The organism is Rugamonas aquatica (assembly GCF_009380215.1).
GTDB lineage: Bacteria > Pseudomonadota > Gammaproteobacteria > Burkholderiales > Burkholderiaceae_D > Rugamonas > Rugamonas aquatica_B.
Genome location: NZ_WHUG01000001.1, coordinates 879,115 through 894,334, shown reverse-complemented (window position 1 = coordinate 894,334; position 15,220 = coordinate 879,115). Strand labels below are relative to the sequence as shown.

Genomic DNA, 15,220 nt, shown 5'->3' with positions numbered 1-15,220 from the left:
TCGCAGTCACCACCGCCCGCCGGCGGGCAAATTGTGCTTCGCATTTCAACCAGGAAGTCTGTGCTTTGCGCGATGCTGTCCTTGTTCTGGACAGCTGGCGCCAGCGTGGCCGCGACGGAGATCCGCACGTCGGCGCAGCACGGCACCGAGCCCAAATTCCAGGCCGACGCCAGCTCCGGCCGCGTGGTTGGCATCTGCATCGACATCATGCGCGCCATCGAACGGCTGGATCCGGGCCTGAAATTCACCGGCGACCAGGTCTGGCAGCCTTTACCCCGCATCTATTCCGCCATCGACCGCGGCACGCAGGATGCGTCCTGCGGTCTGTCGCATTCGCCGGAACGGGATAAAAAATACCAGTTCGTCGGCCCACCGCTGTTCAGCATCCGCTACTACCTGGTCGCGCGCAATGACGACGCGGCCACGATCAACAACTGGGACGACCTGCGCAATCTGGGCAAGGGCAGCGTGGTGCTGGCCAATCGCGGCTTTGCCGGGGTGACGATACTGGAAAATCAGGGCGGCATCCAGATCGATGCCGGCGCCTCCGATCCCAAACTGAATCTGCAAAAGCTGCTGGCGCGCCGGGGGCGTTTCTTCTTTCACCGCGCACCGGGATTGCATGCGGTGCTGGAGCGTTCGGGCGTGGTCGGCAAGGTCAAGATCCTGCCGACCGTGATGGCCACCAGCCAGCTGTATTTTGTCATGGGCCGCCAGGTCGATCCGGCGCTGGTCGAGCGCCTGCGCGCAAGCCTGCAGGCGCTCGAAAAAAGCGGAGAACTCGAACGTATCGCTAAGTCTTGGGAGTAGCCGGCTGCAGTCCCGCGATCAGCTTGAGCAGGGCCTCGACATCGACCGGCTTGACGAAGTAGTGGTCGAAGCCTGCGGCGCTGGCCAGCTCGCGGTCTTCACGGCTGCCGTAGCCCGTCACCGCCACCAGCGTGGCCTGGGCCGTTTGCGGCAGGGAGCGCAGGCCGCGCGCCAGATCGTTGCCGCTGATGTCGGGCAGGCCGATATCGAGCAGGCACAGTTCCGGCGCCGAGCGCTGCGCGATCTCCAGCGCCTCCAATGCGGTGTGCGCGACCAGCACTTCATGGCCCGACGCATCGAGCAGCAGTTGCAGCGTTTGCGCGGCGTCGATATTGTCGTCCACCACCAGCACGCGCAGCTTGGCGCCGCTGACGGCGACCGGTCCCGCCGGGAAGGCCGGCTTCTGCCCAGGCCCGCCGGGCAGGGTGATGGTGAAGGTGCTGCCCTGCTGTTCGCCGGCGCTGTCGGCGGCAATGGTGCCGCCATGTAGCTCCACCAGCGACTTGACCAACGCCAGGCCCAGTCCCAGCCCGCCCTGCGAGCGGTCGGGATTGCGGTCGGCCTGGGCGAACAGTTCGAACACGCGGCTGCGCAGTTCCGGCGCCATGCCGATGCCGGAATCGCTGACCACCAGCCGCACCAGGCCGGCCTCGCCGTGCACCGTCAGCTTGATGGTGCCGCCTATCGGCGTGTACTTGGCGGCGTTGTTGAGCACATTGACCAGCACCTGCACCAGCCGTTTGTGGTCTCCCGCGACCTGCTGCGGCACCTCGGGCAGCGTCAGTTCGAAATGGTGCTGCTTGGCCTGGAACAGCGGCTCCGCCTGTTCGACGGCGTCGGCGACGACATCGGCCACGTTCAGCGGCATGCGCGTCAGCGTCACCAGCCCGCGCGTCACGCGCGACACGTCCAGCAGGTCGTCGACCAGCCGCGTCATGTGCGTGACCTGGCGCACGATGATGCCTGCGGTGCGCGACACCACCGCCTCGGTGGCGTGGCCGCTTTGCAGCAGCTGGGCGCCGGCGCTGATCGGCGCCAGCGGATTGCGCAACTCGTGCGCCAGCATCGCCAGGAATTCATCCTTGCGCTGGTCGGCCAGGCGCAGCTGGCGCTCGGCGTTCAGGTGCTGCTGTTCTTTTTTCTGCAGCGCCTCGGCCATCGCGTCCAGCGCCCGCGCCAGTTCGCTGATTTCCTCGTTGCCGTAGCTGATGCCGCTGCGCGCGCCCAGCGTGCCGGAGGCGATGCTGTTGGCCGTGGTGGCCAGCCGCTTGACCCGGCGCAGCACCAGCACGTCGCCGACAAACCAGGCCGCCAGCATCGCCAGCAGCAGCGTGACGGTCAGCGCCGTCATGTCCATCATCTGGTCGCGGCGGGCGACGGCGGTGATGTCGTCGGCCGGAATGCCGATGGTGACGGTGTAGTCGGACAGGCCGTTGTTGCCGACGCGGGCGAAACGGTGCAGCCGTTCGATGCCGTCCGGTCCCGTCAGCAGCACCGGCTTGCCCGGTTCGCCGGCCATGGCGGCGCGCATCTCCGGCCACACCTGCTTGCCGAACCACTGTTCCGGATTGGGCTTCCGCGAGATGATCTTGCCTTCGGAATCGGCAGTCAGCAGCAGCGAGCCTGGCGGCAGCTTGATGTCGGCCACGAAGCGATCGAGCTTGGTCAGGTCCAGCGCCGCGAACACCACGGCCTTGACCTGCTGGTCGTCGTCCAGCAGCGGGTAGGTGAGGTTGACGGTGTGCTTCTGGATCACGCGGCCGAACACGTAGCCGCCGGCGACGAAGCGGCGCAGGTGCACGGCGCGGCGGAAGTGCGAACGGTCGGCCAGGTTGACCGGCGCCGATGCCGGTATCGCGCTGCAGGTGACGTCGCCGTTCAGCTGTATCAGTCCGAGGTTGGCGTAGTCGGGATTCTGCCGCTGGATGTTGGCCAGCAGGCGGCTGCAATGGGCCTGGTCGCCGGTGAGGTCGGGAATGCTGGCCAGGTCGCGCAGGATCTGGCGCGCGCCTTCGATCGATTGCGCTTCGTTGGCGGCGGCCAGGTTGGTCAGGCGCTGCAGGTTCTCTTCCGCCACCTCGACCGCGTGTTCGCGTTCGCGCACGCCGCTGACCAGCGTCATCACCGCGATCGGCGCGATCGCCAGCGCCACCAGCAGGATCAGACGGCTGCGCAGGCTGTTGAGTTGGAGGAGTAGGAAGGCCATGCTAGCGGTTTAGTTCAGCGCCTGATAGCGCTCGTTACCGAAGCGGATGATCGCCTTCACGCCGCGACGCAGCGTGAAGATGTCGTCGGAAATGTAGCCGATGCGGATGTAGCCGGGCATGCCGAGCGCCTCGCCGGGCATCAGCGCCACGCCGCAGTCGTTCAGCAGCTGTTCGGCGAACTGGCTGGTGTCCATGGTCAGGGCCGAGATGTCGGCCCACAGGTAGGGGCCGGACGCGGGACTGTGTATGCGCAGCCAGGGCAGGCCTCGCAGCAGGTCCATTACGAGGTCGCGGCGCTGGCGATAGTCGTCCAGCATGGCCGACGGTTCGCCCGATTCGAAGGCGGCCGCCAACGCCAGCTGCATCAGCATCGGCGCGGCGGCGGTGATCGGGCCTTGCAGCGTTTCCATGGCCGTCACCAGTTTGGCCGGCGCCACCGCGAAGCCCACGCGCCAGCCCATCATGGCATAGCTTTGCGAGGCCGAGTAAATGCTGACGATGCCGATCTCCTGCCAGTCCGGCCGTGCGGCCAGGCTGACGTGGGCGCCTTCGAAGATCAGCTTTTCATAACTCTCGTCGACGATGGCGCGGGTGCCGGTGCGTTTGAGCCAGGCGGCGATGCGGTCGGTTTCGTCCGCGCTCAACACGGCGCCGGTGGGGTTGTGCGGGTTGTTGATGATGAGGATCTTGGCCGGCGGCAGGCTGTCGAGCAGCTCGTCGGTGATGGCGCCGGGCAGGTCGACCAGCACCGGCTCCAGTCCCAGCAGCCGGCAGGTGGCGACATAGGCCGGCCAGTGCGGCTTGAAGATGATGACGGCGTCGCCCGGATCGGCCATCACGTACAGCGCCTGATACAGCGCCTGCTTGGCGCCGTTGGTGACGATGATCTCGTCGGCGGTGGCGGCGATGCCGTTCTCGTTCACCACTTTGGCGGCGAGGCGGGCGCGGATGGCGGCGTCGCCGCCGACGGTGGTGTAATGCAGGGCCGGCAGTTCCAGGCCGTCGCGCACCGCCTGCAGCACGCTATCGGGCGCCTGGAAGTGCGAGATCGCGATGGAGAAATCAATGACGTTTTCTCCGCGCGCCTTCATGGCATCGACCCTGCCGTGCATGGCGGTGGTAGCCAGCGGACGGGAGCGGCCAATACGTTGTGAAGTTTCCATACTAAGTGTCTCTATGGCAAATGTTTCGATTTGTCATTTTACTTCAGATACGCAAGTCAGCACGCACGCATGACACACATATTTGCCGGATGGTATGCTTGATCACTTAACCAATGAGGAAGCCTCAACAATCTTATGCAGCTGACAATAAAAACACTGGTCCAGGCGCTTGCGCTGGCCTTCGTTGCCACCGGCGCCGCGCAAGCGGAAGAGATCATCAAGATCGGCCACGTGGCGGCGACTTCGGGCGCCATCGCCCATCTGGGCAAGGACAATGAAAACGGCGCCCGCATGGCGGTCGACGAGCTCAACGCCAAGGGCGTGGTCATCGGCGGCAAGAAATACAAGATCGTGCTGCAGGCGGAAGATGACGCGGCCGATCCCAAGCAGGGCACGGCCGCCGCGCAAAAGCTGGTGGACGCCAAAGTGAACGGCGTGATCGGCCACGAGACTTCGGGCACCACGATCCCGGCTTCGCGCATCTATCACGATGCCGGGATACCGCAGATTTCGCCGTCGGCCACCAATCCGCAGTACACGCGGCAGCGCTACAACACCGCCTTCCGCAACATCGCCAACGACGAGCAGCTGGGCTCGGCGCTGGCCCGCTATGCGATGCAGAACGTCAAGGCCAAACGCATCGCCGTGATCGACGACCGCACCGCCTACGGCAAGGGGCTGGCCGACGAATTCATCAAGAACATCAAGCACGGCGGCGCGGCGACCGGCACGACCGTCGTATCGACCCAGTTCACCAACGACAAGGCCACCGACTTCAGCGCCATCCTCACCGCCATCAAGGCGACCAAGCCGGATATGGTCTTCTTTGGCGGCATGGATGCGGTGGCCGGGCCGATGCTGCGCCAGATGAAGCAGCTGGCCATCCCGATCAAGTTCATGGGCGGTGACGGCATGTGTTCGGATTCGGTGCCGCGCCTGGCGGGCGATGCCATGAGCGATGGCCAGGTGATTTGCGCGGAAGCGGGCGGCGTCGAGCCGTCGCAGGAAAAGGGCATGGCCGATTTCCGCGTGGCTTACCAGAAGAAGTACGGCATCGGCGTGCAGACCTATGCGCCGTACACCTACGATGCGCTGATGACGATGGTGGAGGCGATGCAGAAGGCCGGCTCGCCGGACCCGGCGCGTTATCTGCCGGTGCTGGCCGGGATCACCCACAAGGGCGTCACCGGCAACATCACCTTCGATGCGCGCGGCGACGTCAAGGACGGCGTGCTGACCATCTTCACCTTCCGCAACGGCAAGCGCGAGAAGGTGACGGTCATGAAATAACGTTCGGGCTTAGCCGTCCGACGGACCGCCCGGGCCGCCACGGCCTGGGCCGCCCGCACCTGGCGGCGGGCCGAAGCGCGGTTCGTTGTTCGACTCGGCCGCCGTCGCCGGGCCGCCCAGGCGATAAGACAGGCCCACGTAGAACACCCGGCCGTCGAAGCGGCGGGTGCTGGTCTCGCGCAGCGTGGCGCTGTTGATGACGGTCTCCATCTTGTTGGTGCTGAACAGATCGGTCACGGTGCCGACCAGGCTCAGACGCGGCGTCACGGCCTGGCGCACGCTCAGGTTGAAGGTGTTGTTCGGCGAGCGGTAGCCCTGGCCGGACAGCGTCTTGCCCTGCATCTGCAAAGCCATCTGCACCTGCGTGGCGGCGCTGTACGCATAGTTCAGGCGCACGCGGCCGCTCAGCGAGTTGGCGGTGCGGGTGACCAGCGCGCCGGTGTCGTCCTGCGTGGTCTGCTGGCTGCGCGCCAGGTTGCCGCTGGAGTTCAGCGTCAGCGACGGCGTCAGCTTGCCGCTGACCGTGAACTCCAGGCCGCTCGAATGGCTGCCTTCGCCGTTTTGGCGCGTGGTCAGCAACACGTTGTTGGCGATGAAGGTGCGGTAGTCGACGATGGCGTCGGTGTCCTTGCGGTAGTAGCCGCGCAGATTGGTTTCCAGCCCGGCCACCTTGGTCTCGTAGCCCACTTCGAAGGAGTCGGTCTTGGTCGGCTTCAGCATCGGATTGCCGGACGAGACGTTGAACTCGTCGCGATACACCACATACGGATTGAGGTCGTTGGCGTTCGGACGGCGGATGCGGCGCGCGTACGAGAAGCGCATATTGGCGTCTTCGGTCGCCTTGTAGGTGGCGAACAGGCTCGGGATGAGGTTGGTGTAGCTGTTCTTGGCCTCGGTACCGCTGGTGATCTGGTGGATATCCATGTCGGTGTACTCGGTGCGCAAGCCGCCCAGCACGCCCCAGCGGTCGTTCAGCTTGAGCTGGTAGGAGCCGTACAGCGCGACCACGGTTTCTTCCAGGTCGAAGCGGTTGCTGCGCGCCGGATTGACTACGGCCGCCGAGGTCTGCGGATTGATGTCGGTGTACAGCGTGTCGAAGTTGTTCTTGTTGGTGGCGATCTTGTAGCCCGCCTTCAGGCTGCCGCCGGCCAGCGGCCGCTCGTAGTCGCCGGTGAAGTCAACGATGTGGGTGCTGGTGTCGTTGCGCTGATGGGCGCGCGTGTCCGGCAAATTGCCGGTGGCGTAATCGTTGGCGTAGGCGCTGTTGCTGTCGTTCTCCGAGGCCGACACGCGCAGGTCGATCTTCAGCGTTTCGTTGGGCAACTGACCCTTGTGGTCGTAGCGCGCGCCCCAGCTGAAGTTCTTGGCGTCGCCATCGCGCGCGGTGGTGCGCACGTAGTCGGTGGCGGGGAAGCCGGCGGTGGCGCCGTTCAGATAATGGTCGATGCCGTGCTGGTCGTTACCGCGCGCCATGTAATTGGCGCTGGCGGTCAGCGTGTCGCTCTGGTCCAGGTTGTAGCTGACGGTGCCGTTGACGCCGCCCATGTCGTTCAGGCCGGCGCCGGACGAAGTCTGGCTGCTGTGCACGAAATTGCCGGTGGCAGGATCGAGACGGTCGCGGCTGACGACGGCGGTCGAGTTGCGGCCGTCATGGCGCACGTTGACGCCGCCCTGGAAGCCCCACGGACCTTCGTTGTAGCTGCCCGACGCCGCGCTGTTGTAGCGCCCGGCGTAACCGGCGTTGGCGTTGACGTTGGCGAAGCCGCCCGGCTTGCGGTTGCGGCGCATCACCAGGTTGAGGATGGGGCCGCCGCCGGCTTCATTGCCGAACTGCGCGCCGGGATTGTTGATGACCTCGACGGATTCGATATCGTCGGCATTCATCGCCTGCAGCGTGGCGCCGCGGTTATCGCCTTGCAGCATGGCGGACGGCTTGCCGTCGACCAGGATCTGCACATTCGAACTGCCGCGCAGCGTCACGGTGCCGTCCGGGTCCACGGCCACCGAAGGCACGTTGTTCAGCGCATCGGCGGCGGTGCCGTTGGTGCTGCTGATGTCGGACTTGACGTCGTACACCTGGCGGTCGATGCGGTTGGTCGGCCGTTCGCCGGCCACCGTCACCGATGGCACCACCGGCGCCGCCTCCTTGGGCTTGGCGGAGGTGGCGGGCTTGGCGTCCGGTTTGGCGGGCGCGGCCTGGGTCTGGGCGAGGGTGGTCAGCGGAGCGGCGAGGCAGGCGGTCAGAAATATCTTGTGCATGTGTGGGCGGGCCATCGCGATGGCACCGTCTGGTTCGTCATTAAAAGTGTGCTATTTTACAATTGAACTCAACTAAGAATGATTGCTATTTACAATACTTTACTTAAGAATCCTTGCCCGGGCTAAAATAACGTTTCATATAGGAGAATCACATGGCACGCGGCACCGCCCACATCGGCAAGGATAGTTACCAAACAGAGATAGAGGTTGGCGGCCACGCGCTGGTCGGCGATGAACCGGAGCGCAACGGCGGCCGCGACGCCGGCCCGGCGCCTTATGATTTCGTATTGGCCGGCCTGGGCTCCTGCACCGCCATCACGCTGCGCATGTATGCGGACCGCAAGCAATGGCCGCTGGATACGGTCGACGTGGGCCTGCACCTGAGCTCGGGCGACGATGGCGTCATGCAGATCAAGCGCACGTTGTCCTTCACCGGCACGCTGGATGCCGAACAAAAAAAGCGCTTGGCGGAAATCGCCGAGAAGACGCCGGTAACGCTGACCTTGAAGGCCGGCCTGGCCATCGCCACCACCATCATCTAAACCGCAATACCGCTCTTCCGACCATCCGGCCTCTGCGCCGGATTTTTTTTGCCGATGCGGGAACTGATGAGTAAGCGGCCGGTCTAACCCAGGCAAGCTCAGACCACTTGGGAGAGAAATATGGATACGATGAAACGATGGGCGGGGCTGCTGGCCGCCGCCGCCGGCTGCAGTGCGCAGGCCGCGCCGGACCATGGCGTCATGACCTTTCCGCATGTGAACGTCGTCAGGCAGGCGGCCGCGCCGCCGCAACAGGCGGCGGCATCCGGACTCAAGGCCTACAAGGATCCCGTCACCGGCCAGCTGGTCGAGCCCAGCCCTGAGCAGGCGGCGGACCTGGACGCCGCGATCCGCGCCGGCACCGCCGGCAGATTGCGCGCCGCCAGTCCCGGCATCATCCGCCCGCCGCAGGGTGGTGTCGGCGTCGTGCTCGACGAATCGCATACCCACTATGCAGTAACGCACAAGGCGTCCGCCGCACCGGGAGAGCAAAAATGAAGCGCATCCTGCCAGTCTTCATCGCAGCGTTGGCGCTGCTGTTCTCGTCGCCAGGCTGGGCTGCGGCGATCATCACCATCGTCAACGGCGACAGTCCCGGCGTGGGCTTCAACGATGCGACCGCGGTGGCGCCGGTCGGCGGCAACACCGGCACCACGCTGGGCGCCCAGCGCCTGAACGCCTTCCAGGCCGCCGCCAGCAAATGGGGCGCCACGCTCACCAGCACCGTGCCGATCCGCATCCTCGCCACCTGGCAGGCCTTGCCCTGCGACGCCGGCGGCGCCGTGCTCGGCTCGGCTGGCGCGCTGGAGGTGTTCCGCGATTTTCCGGGCGCACCGGTGGCCAACGCCTGGTTCAGCAAGGCGGAAACCAATAAATACGTCGGCGCGGATGTCGATCCCGACACGGCCGACATCCGCGCCCGCTTCAACATCAACCTTGGGAAACCGGGCTGCCTCACCGGCTCGCCGTTCTACCTGGGCCTGGACAATATGCACGGCGCCCAGATCGATCTGGTGACAGTGCTGGAGCATGAGTTCGGCCATGGCCTGGGCTTCCAGACCTATACCGACGCCGAAACCGGCGAGCAACTGGAAGGCGAGCCCAGCATCTGGGACTACTTCCTGCTGGACACCACCAGCGGAAAATTGTGGAAGGACATGAGCGATGCCGAGCGTGCGGCCTCGGCCGTCAAGTCTGGCAAGCTGGTGTGGAACGGAGCCAACGTCAAGACGGCTGCGCAGACGGTGCTGCAACAAGGCACGCCGGTGTTGACGGTGCTGGCGCCGGCCAGCGCGGCCGGCGTCATCCAGGTCGGCACGGCCGCCTTCGGGCCGCCGCTTGCCAGCCCCGGCGTGACGGGCGAGGTGATGCCGGTGGTGGACATGGCCGATGGCCGCGGCCTGGCTTGCGATCCGCTGTCATTCAACAACGCCAGCGCCGTCAACGGCCATATCGCGCTGATCGATCGCGGTACGTGCACCTTCGTTGTCAAGGTCAAGAACGCGCAGAACGCCGGCGCCATCGGCGTCATCATTGCGGACAACCTGCCCGGTGCGCCGCCGCCCGGCCTGGGCGGCACCGATGCTTCGATCACGATCCCTGCGGTGCGCATCACGTTTGACGACGGCAACCGGCTCAAGGCCGCGCTGGCGATGCGTTCGCGACAGCATTCCGGCGTGTTCGCCAACCTCGGCGTGAACCTGGCGATACGCGCGGGAGCGGACGCTGCGGGCAGGGTGCTGATGTATGCGCCCAATCCCATTCAGCCGGGATCGTCCGTGTCGCACTACGACACCAGCGCCTTCCCCAATCAGTTGATGGAACCGTCGATCAACGCCGACCTGTCGCATGATGTGGCGCCGCCGCGTGACCTGACCTTCCCGCTGCTCAGGGATATCGGCTGGTAGTTGGGTCAGGCCTGGTTGCTCAACTGCTTCCGGTACTGGCCCGGCGACGTGGCGAACCAGCGCTGGCATGCGCGGCAGAAGGTGCTCTGGTCGGCAAAGCCCAGCATGAAGGCGACCTGGCCCAGCACGATCTGCTCCTGGGCCAGGAACTGGCGCGCCAGGTCGCGGCGCGTGTCGTCCAGCAGTTGCTGGAACGACGTGCCCTCATCTTGCAGGCGGCGCTGCAAGGTGCGCTCGCTGATGTTCAGCGCGGCGGCGGCGGTGGCGCGTGGCGGGTCGCCGTCCGGCAGGCTGCGCACGATCAGCTCGCGCACGCGTGAGGTCAGCTTGTCCTTGTCCATCTGCTGGAGGAACTCGGCGGCGTAGCGCTCGTGCACTTCGGCCAGGCGCGGATTGGATGCAGGCAGTGGCGCGTCCAGGTCGGCGGTCGCGAACAGGATGCCGTTGCTAGCCGCGCTGAAGCGCAACGGTCCGGCGAAGGCGCGCGCATGCGCCTGCGTGCTGCCGGGCTCCTCATGCGTCAGTTCGATGCCGATCGGGTTGATGGTGCGGCCGGCAATCCAGCGGCACACGTTGAGGATGGTAATCAGCACGAACTCGAAACGCTGGCGCGGAACCGGCAGGCTGGTGCCGGTAATGAACAGGCGCAGCCACTCGCCGCCGCGCGCATCGGCCTCCATCGCGAAGCTGGCGGCATCGCTGACGATGCGGATATAGCGTATGAAGCGGTGCAAGGCCGCGCGCATCGTCGGCGCCGTCATCATCGTATAAGTGAGCAGGTCCAGCATCGCCGGCCTGGGGTTTTCCTGCGACTCCAGCGCGACCGCCTCGTTGCCGGTGGCGGCGGTGATGACATTCCACAGCATGCTCAACTGGTCGCTATCGAAACGGTGATGCGGGTCCTGCATGGCGTCGGTGTCGATGCCGGCGTCGGTGAAGATGCGGCGCGGGTCCATGCCGATCGAGGTCAGCATATCCCATATGCCGTTCAGCCACGTACCTGCCGTGGTGAGTTGAGTCATGTGGTCTCCTGTTGCGTATCCGCGGCTTTTGGCGCCGCTGTCTTCTTCAAACAATAAGCTGGCTTCTGCGGCAAAGACGCGGCGCCCGCGCCAGCCTACAGTGGGTTCCATTATGGCAGGCATGGAGACATGATGGTAGAAGAATGCAACAGCCCGGTACCGGGACAGATGATGCGCCGCCCTTTGTTGATCTCGTCGCTGCTGCGGCACGCGGACCGTTATTTCGGCCAGCGCGAGATCGTCAGTCGCAACGAGGACGGCAGCATCCACCGCTACACGTGGCGCGACTGTCACACCCGCACGCGGCGCATGGCCAACGCCTTGTCGGCGCTGGGCATACGCATGGGCGAGAGGGTCGGCACGCTGGCGTGGAACGGCTACCGCCATCTGGAGTTGTACTACGCCGTGTCCGGATCGGGCGCCGTGCTGCACACGCTGAATCCGCGCCTGCATCCCGAGCAACTGGCCTGGATCATCAACGACGCGGAAGACAAACTGGTGTTCTTTGAACGCTCTTTCCTGCCGCTGATCGCCGCCATCGCGCCACTGTGTCCCTCGGTGCGGGCCTTCATCATGCTCGGCTCCCGCGCCGACCTGCCGGCCGACGCTTCGATGATGACGTATGAAGAACTGATCGGCGCCCACGGCGACGACTACACCTGGCCGGTGTTCGAAGAAGACGCCGCCTCCAGCCTGTGCTACACCTCCGGCACCACGGGCCATCCCAAGGGCGTGCTGTATTCGCACCGTTCCACCGTCCTGCATTCGTATTCCTCGGTGATGCCGGATGCGATGAACCTCTCGGCGCGCGATTGCGTGATGCCGGTGGTGCCCATGTTCCACGTCAACGCCTGGGGCTTGCCCTACACCTGCGCGCTGGTCGGCGCCAAGCTGGTGCTGCCCGGATGCGCGCTGGATGGCCGCTCGCTTTATCAGTTGTTCGAAGAGGAGGGCGTCACCTTCTCGGCCGGCGTGCCCACCATCTGGATGGGACTACTGGATCACGTGCGCGCCAACGGCCTGCGCTTCTCCACCTTCAAACGCACCGTGATAGGCGGGGCCGCGTGTCCGCCGGCGATGAGCGACGCTTTTCGCGATCAATACGGCATCGACGTGGTGCACGCCTTCGGCATGACGGAACTGTCGCCGCTGGCCACCACCTGCACGCTGCAGGCGCAGCACCTGCCGATGACCACGGCCGAACAGCGCCGCGTGCTGCAAACGCAAGGCCATGTTCTGTACGGCGTGGACATGAAGATCACCGACGACGAGGGCGCAGAGCTGCCGTGGGACGGCGAATCCGCCGGCCACCTGATGATGCGCGGCCAGTGGGTGATGGACTCCTATTTCAAACAGAAGCCAGGCGGCGCCTTGCGCGACGGCTGGTTCCCCACCGGCGACGTGGCGGTGATCGACGCCGACGGTTATATGCGCATCACGGACCGCAGCAAGGACGTCATCAAGTCCGGCGGCGAGTGGATAGGCTCCATCGAGCTGGAAAACATCGCCATGACCCACGAGGCGGTGCGGCTTGCCGCCTGCATCGGCGTCAGCCACCCCAAGTGGGACGAACGCCCCTTGCTGGTGGTGGTGCGCAAGCAGGGCGCGGTGCTGGACCGCGACACGCTGCTCGGCTTCTACGAAGGAAAAATCGCCCGCTGGTGGACGCCCGACGACGTGGTGTTCGTCGACGCGCTGCCGATAGGCCCGACCGGCAAGGTGCTGAAGAACCGCATCCGCGAAAAGTTCCGCGACCACCGCCTGCCCACCGTGCGCGCCTAGCACCAACCGTATCAATCGTCCTCGCCGGCTCCCCACCGGCGGGGATCGTGCAGTGCCGGGGAAACCAAAACAATCATAAAAGAAGGAGACATGTATGCGATATACGAAAGAACTCTGCGGGACGATGGCCGCGCTGGGCCTGGCCGTCACCGCGCAAGCGCAGCAAAGCGACGACCAGGGCGACACCGCGCGCGTGGTCGTCACGGCGCAAAAGCGCGAGCAGCTGCTGCAGGACGTGCCGGTGTCCGTCAGCGCCATCAATTCCGACTCGCTGAAGAACGCCAAGATCGACACCGGTACCGAGATCGCCCGCCAGGTGGCCAACCTGCGGGTATCGGTGCTGGGCGACGAATCGCAGCCCAAGTTCTCGCTGCGCGGTATCTCCACGCCGGAATTCAACCTGAACGCCATCTCGCCCACCGGCACCTTCTTCGATGAAGTCTACGTCGGCGCCCCATTTCTGGGCGGTGCGCAGATCTTCGACGTCGAGCGAGTCGAGGTGCTGCGCGGTCCACAGGGCACGCTGTTCGGCAAGAACACCACGGCCGGCGCGGTCAACTTCATCTCGAAGAAACCGACCTTCCACCAGAACGGCGACCTGACGGTGGGCTACGGCAGCCACAATCTGAAGGAAGCCAAGGGCGCCATCGAAGTGCCGCTGATCGAGGACCGCCTCAGCGCGCGCTTCGCCTTCACCGGCGCGCATTCGGACGGCTACATCGAGAACGTCAACCCGGCCGGCCATGACCTGTCGAACATCGACCGCAAGGCAGCCCGCCTGACGCTGGCCTACAAGGACGGCGACGGCTGGAACGGCACGCTGCGCCTGTTCGGCGTCAACAACAATCCCGAGGCTGTCGGCGCGGTCAACGAGGGCAGCGGACCTGGCGGCCTGAATGCCAACGGCCGCAATCCGCGCATCAATCCCTACACCGGCCAGCCGCTGTCGCTGCACCAGGTGGCGACCGACCGCTCCGGCGTGATCGAAGTGCGCGGCAGCGGCGGCTACCTCACCATCAACAAGAACACGGACCTCGGCACCTTCACCTCGATCACGTCCTACGTGGACGGCCGCTTCTACAATTTGGTGGACGCCGACGGCACCATCGATCCGCTGCTGCACATCGACTTCAGCTCCAAGACGCGTGAGATCAGCCAGGATCTGCGCTTCACCACATCGCTGGACGGCCCGTTCCAGCTGATCGCCGGCCTGTATCACCAGCGCGACGACATCGACATCGGCACCACCTACACCATCTTCGGCGGCCCGCCGGTGCTGCCCATTCTGCGCCAGAGCTACAACCAGGGCCGCCGCTCGTACGCCGCCTACGCCGACGGCACCTATGAACTGAGCAAGGTCTTCACGCTGTACGGCGGCTTGCGCTACACCCGCGACGAAGGGCGGCTGAACAACTTCAAGGTCGATCCGGTGATCCCGCAGCAGGGACAACTGAGCTACAACGACGGCAAGCCGACTGGCCGCATCGGCATGAGCGCGCAGCTGAACAAGGACATCATGGTGTTCGGCCACTATGCGCGGGGCTACCGCAGCAGCGCCTTCAACGGCGGTACGCTGACCAATGTCGCCGACCTGAATGTGGCCAAGCCGGAAGACCTGAACTCCTTCGAGGCCGGCATCAAGACCCAGCTGTTCGACCGCAAGCTGACGCTGAACGCCTCCGCCTTCCTGTACAACTTCAAGAACCAGCAGTTCCTGAATGTGGTGGGCATCGGCACGCAGCAGCTGGTCAACGCAGGTTCTTCGCGCATCACCGGCACCGAGATCGAGGCGATCTACGTGCCGACCCGCAGCCTGCGCCTGTCGGCCGGCGTGGGCCTGCTGAACGCTTCCTACCGCGAGCTGCTCATCAACGGCGTCGACCTGTCCGGCAAGCGCATGATCGAAGCGCCGCGCTACACGGCCAACGCCGCCGCAGACTACCGCGTGCCGGCCGGCGCCTGGTCGCTCAACTTCCACGCCGACGCCACGCTGGTGGGCGAGCAGTACTTCATCGCCGCCAACACGCAACCGTCGCGTGTGGGCCAATCCCGCGATGTCGCCGCCCGCGTCTCGCTGACCAGTCCATCGAAGAAGTACGAGTACGCGATCTACGGCAAAAACCTGACCGACAACCAGGTCGCCACCGGCATCGTGCTCGATCCGACTTCCGCCACCCGCTTCACCACCATGCCGTATCCTCGCCGTTACGGGATCGAAGCATCGGTCCGATTCTAAGG

At 65.3% G+C, this 15,220-nt stretch carries 11 protein-coding genes; 7 read left to right on the top strand and 4 right to left on the bottom strand.

The window, feature by feature from the left end; all coding sequences use genetic code 11:
• Window positions 1–72: 72 nt before the first annotated feature.
• The gene (locus GEV02_RS03855) at window positions 73–810 is read left to right on the top strand and encodes a substrate-binding periplasmic protein (RefSeq protein WP_152836612.1); all 738 of its coding nucleotides are present in this window, start codon (window positions 73–75) and stop codon (window positions 808–810) included.
• Here GEV02_RS03855 and GEV02_RS03850 read toward each other — a convergent pair.
• A complete protein-coding gene (locus tag GEV02_RS03850; protein ID WP_152836611.1) occupies window positions 794–3,016 on the bottom strand; it encodes a hybrid sensor histidine kinase/response regulator in 2,223 nt (740 codons plus the stop codon). The two genes, GEV02_RS03855 and GEV02_RS03850, sit on opposite strands and share 17 nt — an antisense overlap.
• Before the next feature lie 9 nt (window positions 3,017–3,025).
• The gene (locus tag GEV02_RS03845) at window positions 3,026–4,180 is read right to left on the bottom strand and encodes a pyridoxal phosphate-dependent aminotransferase (protein ID WP_152836610.1); all 1,155 of its coding nucleotides are present in this window, start codon (window positions 4,178–4,180) and stop codon (window positions 3,026–3,028) included.
• Window positions 4,181–4,315: 135 nt separating this feature from the next.
• Here GEV02_RS03845 and GEV02_RS03840 point away from each other — a divergent pair, with 135 nt between their 5' ends.
• Window positions 4,316–5,470: a branched-chain amino acid ABC transporter substrate-binding protein gene (locus GEV02_RS03840; RefSeq protein ID WP_152836609.1), complete on the top strand. Its 1,155-nt coding sequence runs from the start codon at window positions 4,316–4,318 to the stop codon at window positions 5,468–5,470.
• A 9-nt stretch (window positions 5,471–5,479) separates the two neighbouring features.
• On the opposite strand, the gene GEV02_RS03835 is transcribed toward GEV02_RS03840, so the two are convergent.
• Window positions 5,480–7,729: a TonB-dependent receptor domain-containing protein gene (locus GEV02_RS03835; protein ID WP_152836608.1), complete on the bottom strand. Its 2,250-nt coding sequence runs from the start codon at window positions 7,727–7,729 to the stop codon at window positions 5,480–5,482.
• A gap of 152 nt (window positions 7,730–7,881) precedes the next feature.
• Here GEV02_RS03835 and GEV02_RS03830 point away from each other — a divergent pair, with 152 nt between their 5' ends.
• The 3 genes from GEV02_RS03830 (at window position 7,882) to GEV02_RS03820 (ending at window position 10,178) form a co-directional block, all read left to right on the top strand.
• Window positions 7,882–8,271, top strand: a complete 390-nt coding sequence (locus GEV02_RS03830) for an OsmC family protein (protein ID WP_152836607.1) — start codon at window positions 7,882–7,884, stop codon at window positions 8,269–8,271.
• Window positions 8,272–8,391: 120 nt separating this feature from the next.
• Window positions 8,392–8,769 (top strand): post-PEP-CTERM-1 domain-containing protein, encoded by a 378-nt coding sequence (locus GEV02_RS03825; RefSeq protein ID WP_152836606.1) that lies wholly within the window; start codon window positions 8,392–8,394, stop codon window positions 8,767–8,769.
• Window positions 8,766–10,178, top strand: a complete 1,413-nt coding sequence (locus GEV02_RS03820) for a PA domain-containing protein (RefSeq protein WP_152836605.1) — start codon at window positions 8,766–8,768, stop codon at window positions 10,176–10,178. The genes GEV02_RS03825 and GEV02_RS03820 overlap by 4 nt, the downstream gene beginning before the upstream one ends.
• Window positions 10,179–10,183: 5 nt before the next feature.
• On the opposite strand, the gene GEV02_RS03815 is transcribed toward GEV02_RS03820, so the two are convergent.
• Complete coding sequence (locus GEV02_RS03815) at window positions 10,184–11,200, bottom strand: AraC family transcriptional regulator (RefSeq protein WP_174998948.1); 1,017 nt, start codon at window positions 11,198–11,200, stop codon at window positions 10,184–10,186.
• 132 nt (window positions 11,201–11,332) lie between these two features.
• On the opposite strand from GEV02_RS03815, the gene GEV02_RS03810 reads away from it, so the two are divergent.
• Together GEV02_RS03810 and GEV02_RS03805 are read left to right on the top strand one after the other, a co-directional pair.
• Window positions 11,333–12,982, top strand: coding sequence for a 3-(methylthio)propionyl-CoA ligase (locus GEV02_RS03810; RefSeq protein WP_152836743.1), 1,650 nt, complete (start codon window positions 11,333–11,335; stop codon window positions 12,980–12,982).
• A 94-nt stretch (window positions 12,983–13,076) separates the two neighbouring features.
• Entirely contained in the window at window positions 13,077–15,218 is a 2,142-nt protein-coding gene (locus GEV02_RS03805) for a TonB-dependent receptor (RefSeq protein WP_152836603.1), read from the top strand.
• Window positions 15,219–15,220: the final 2 nt, after the last annotated feature.

What these genes read in the sequence shown, in the direction of transcription:
- GEV02_RS03855 (WP_152836612.1), top strand. Translation starts at nt 73, where the DNA reads ATGCTGTCCTTGTTCTGGACAGCTGGCGCCAGCGTGGCCGCGACGGAG.
- GEV02_RS03850 (WP_152836611.1), bottom strand. Translation starts at nt 3,016, where the DNA reads ATGGCCTTCCTACTCCTCCAACTCAACAGCCTGCGCAGCCGTCTGATC.
- GEV02_RS03845 (WP_152836610.1), bottom strand. Translation starts at nt 4,180, where the DNA reads ATGGAAACTTCACAACGTATTGGCCGCTCCCGTCCGCTGGCTACCACC.
- GEV02_RS03840 (WP_152836609.1), top strand. Translation starts at nt 4,316, where the DNA reads ATGCAGCTGACAATAAAAACACTGGTCCAGGCGCTTGCGCTGGCCTTC.
- GEV02_RS03835 (WP_152836608.1), bottom strand. Translation starts at nt 7,729, where the DNA reads ATGCACAAGATATTTCTGACCGCCTGCCTCGCCGCTCCGCTGACCACC.
- GEV02_RS03830 (WP_152836607.1), top strand. Translation starts at nt 7,882, where the DNA reads ATGGCACGCGGCACCGCCCACATCGGCAAGGATAGTTACCAAACAGAG.
- GEV02_RS03825 (WP_152836606.1), top strand. Translation starts at nt 8,392, where the DNA reads ATGGATACGATGAAACGATGGGCGGGGCTGCTGGCCGCCGCCGCCGGC.
- GEV02_RS03820 (WP_152836605.1), top strand. Translation starts at nt 8,766, where the DNA reads ATGAAGCGCATCCTGCCAGTCTTCATCGCAGCGTTGGCGCTGCTGTTC.
- GEV02_RS03815 (WP_174998948.1), bottom strand. Translation starts at nt 11,200, where the DNA reads ATGACTCAACTCACCACGGCAGGTACGTGGCTGAACGGCATATGGGAT.
- GEV02_RS03810 (WP_152836743.1), top strand. Translation starts at nt 11,333, where the DNA reads ATGGTAGAAGAATGCAACAGCCCGGTACCGGGACAGATGATGCGCCGC.
- GEV02_RS03805 (WP_152836603.1), top strand. Translation starts at nt 13,077, where the DNA reads ATGCGATATACGAAAGAACTCTGCGGGACGATGGCCGCGCTGGGCCTG.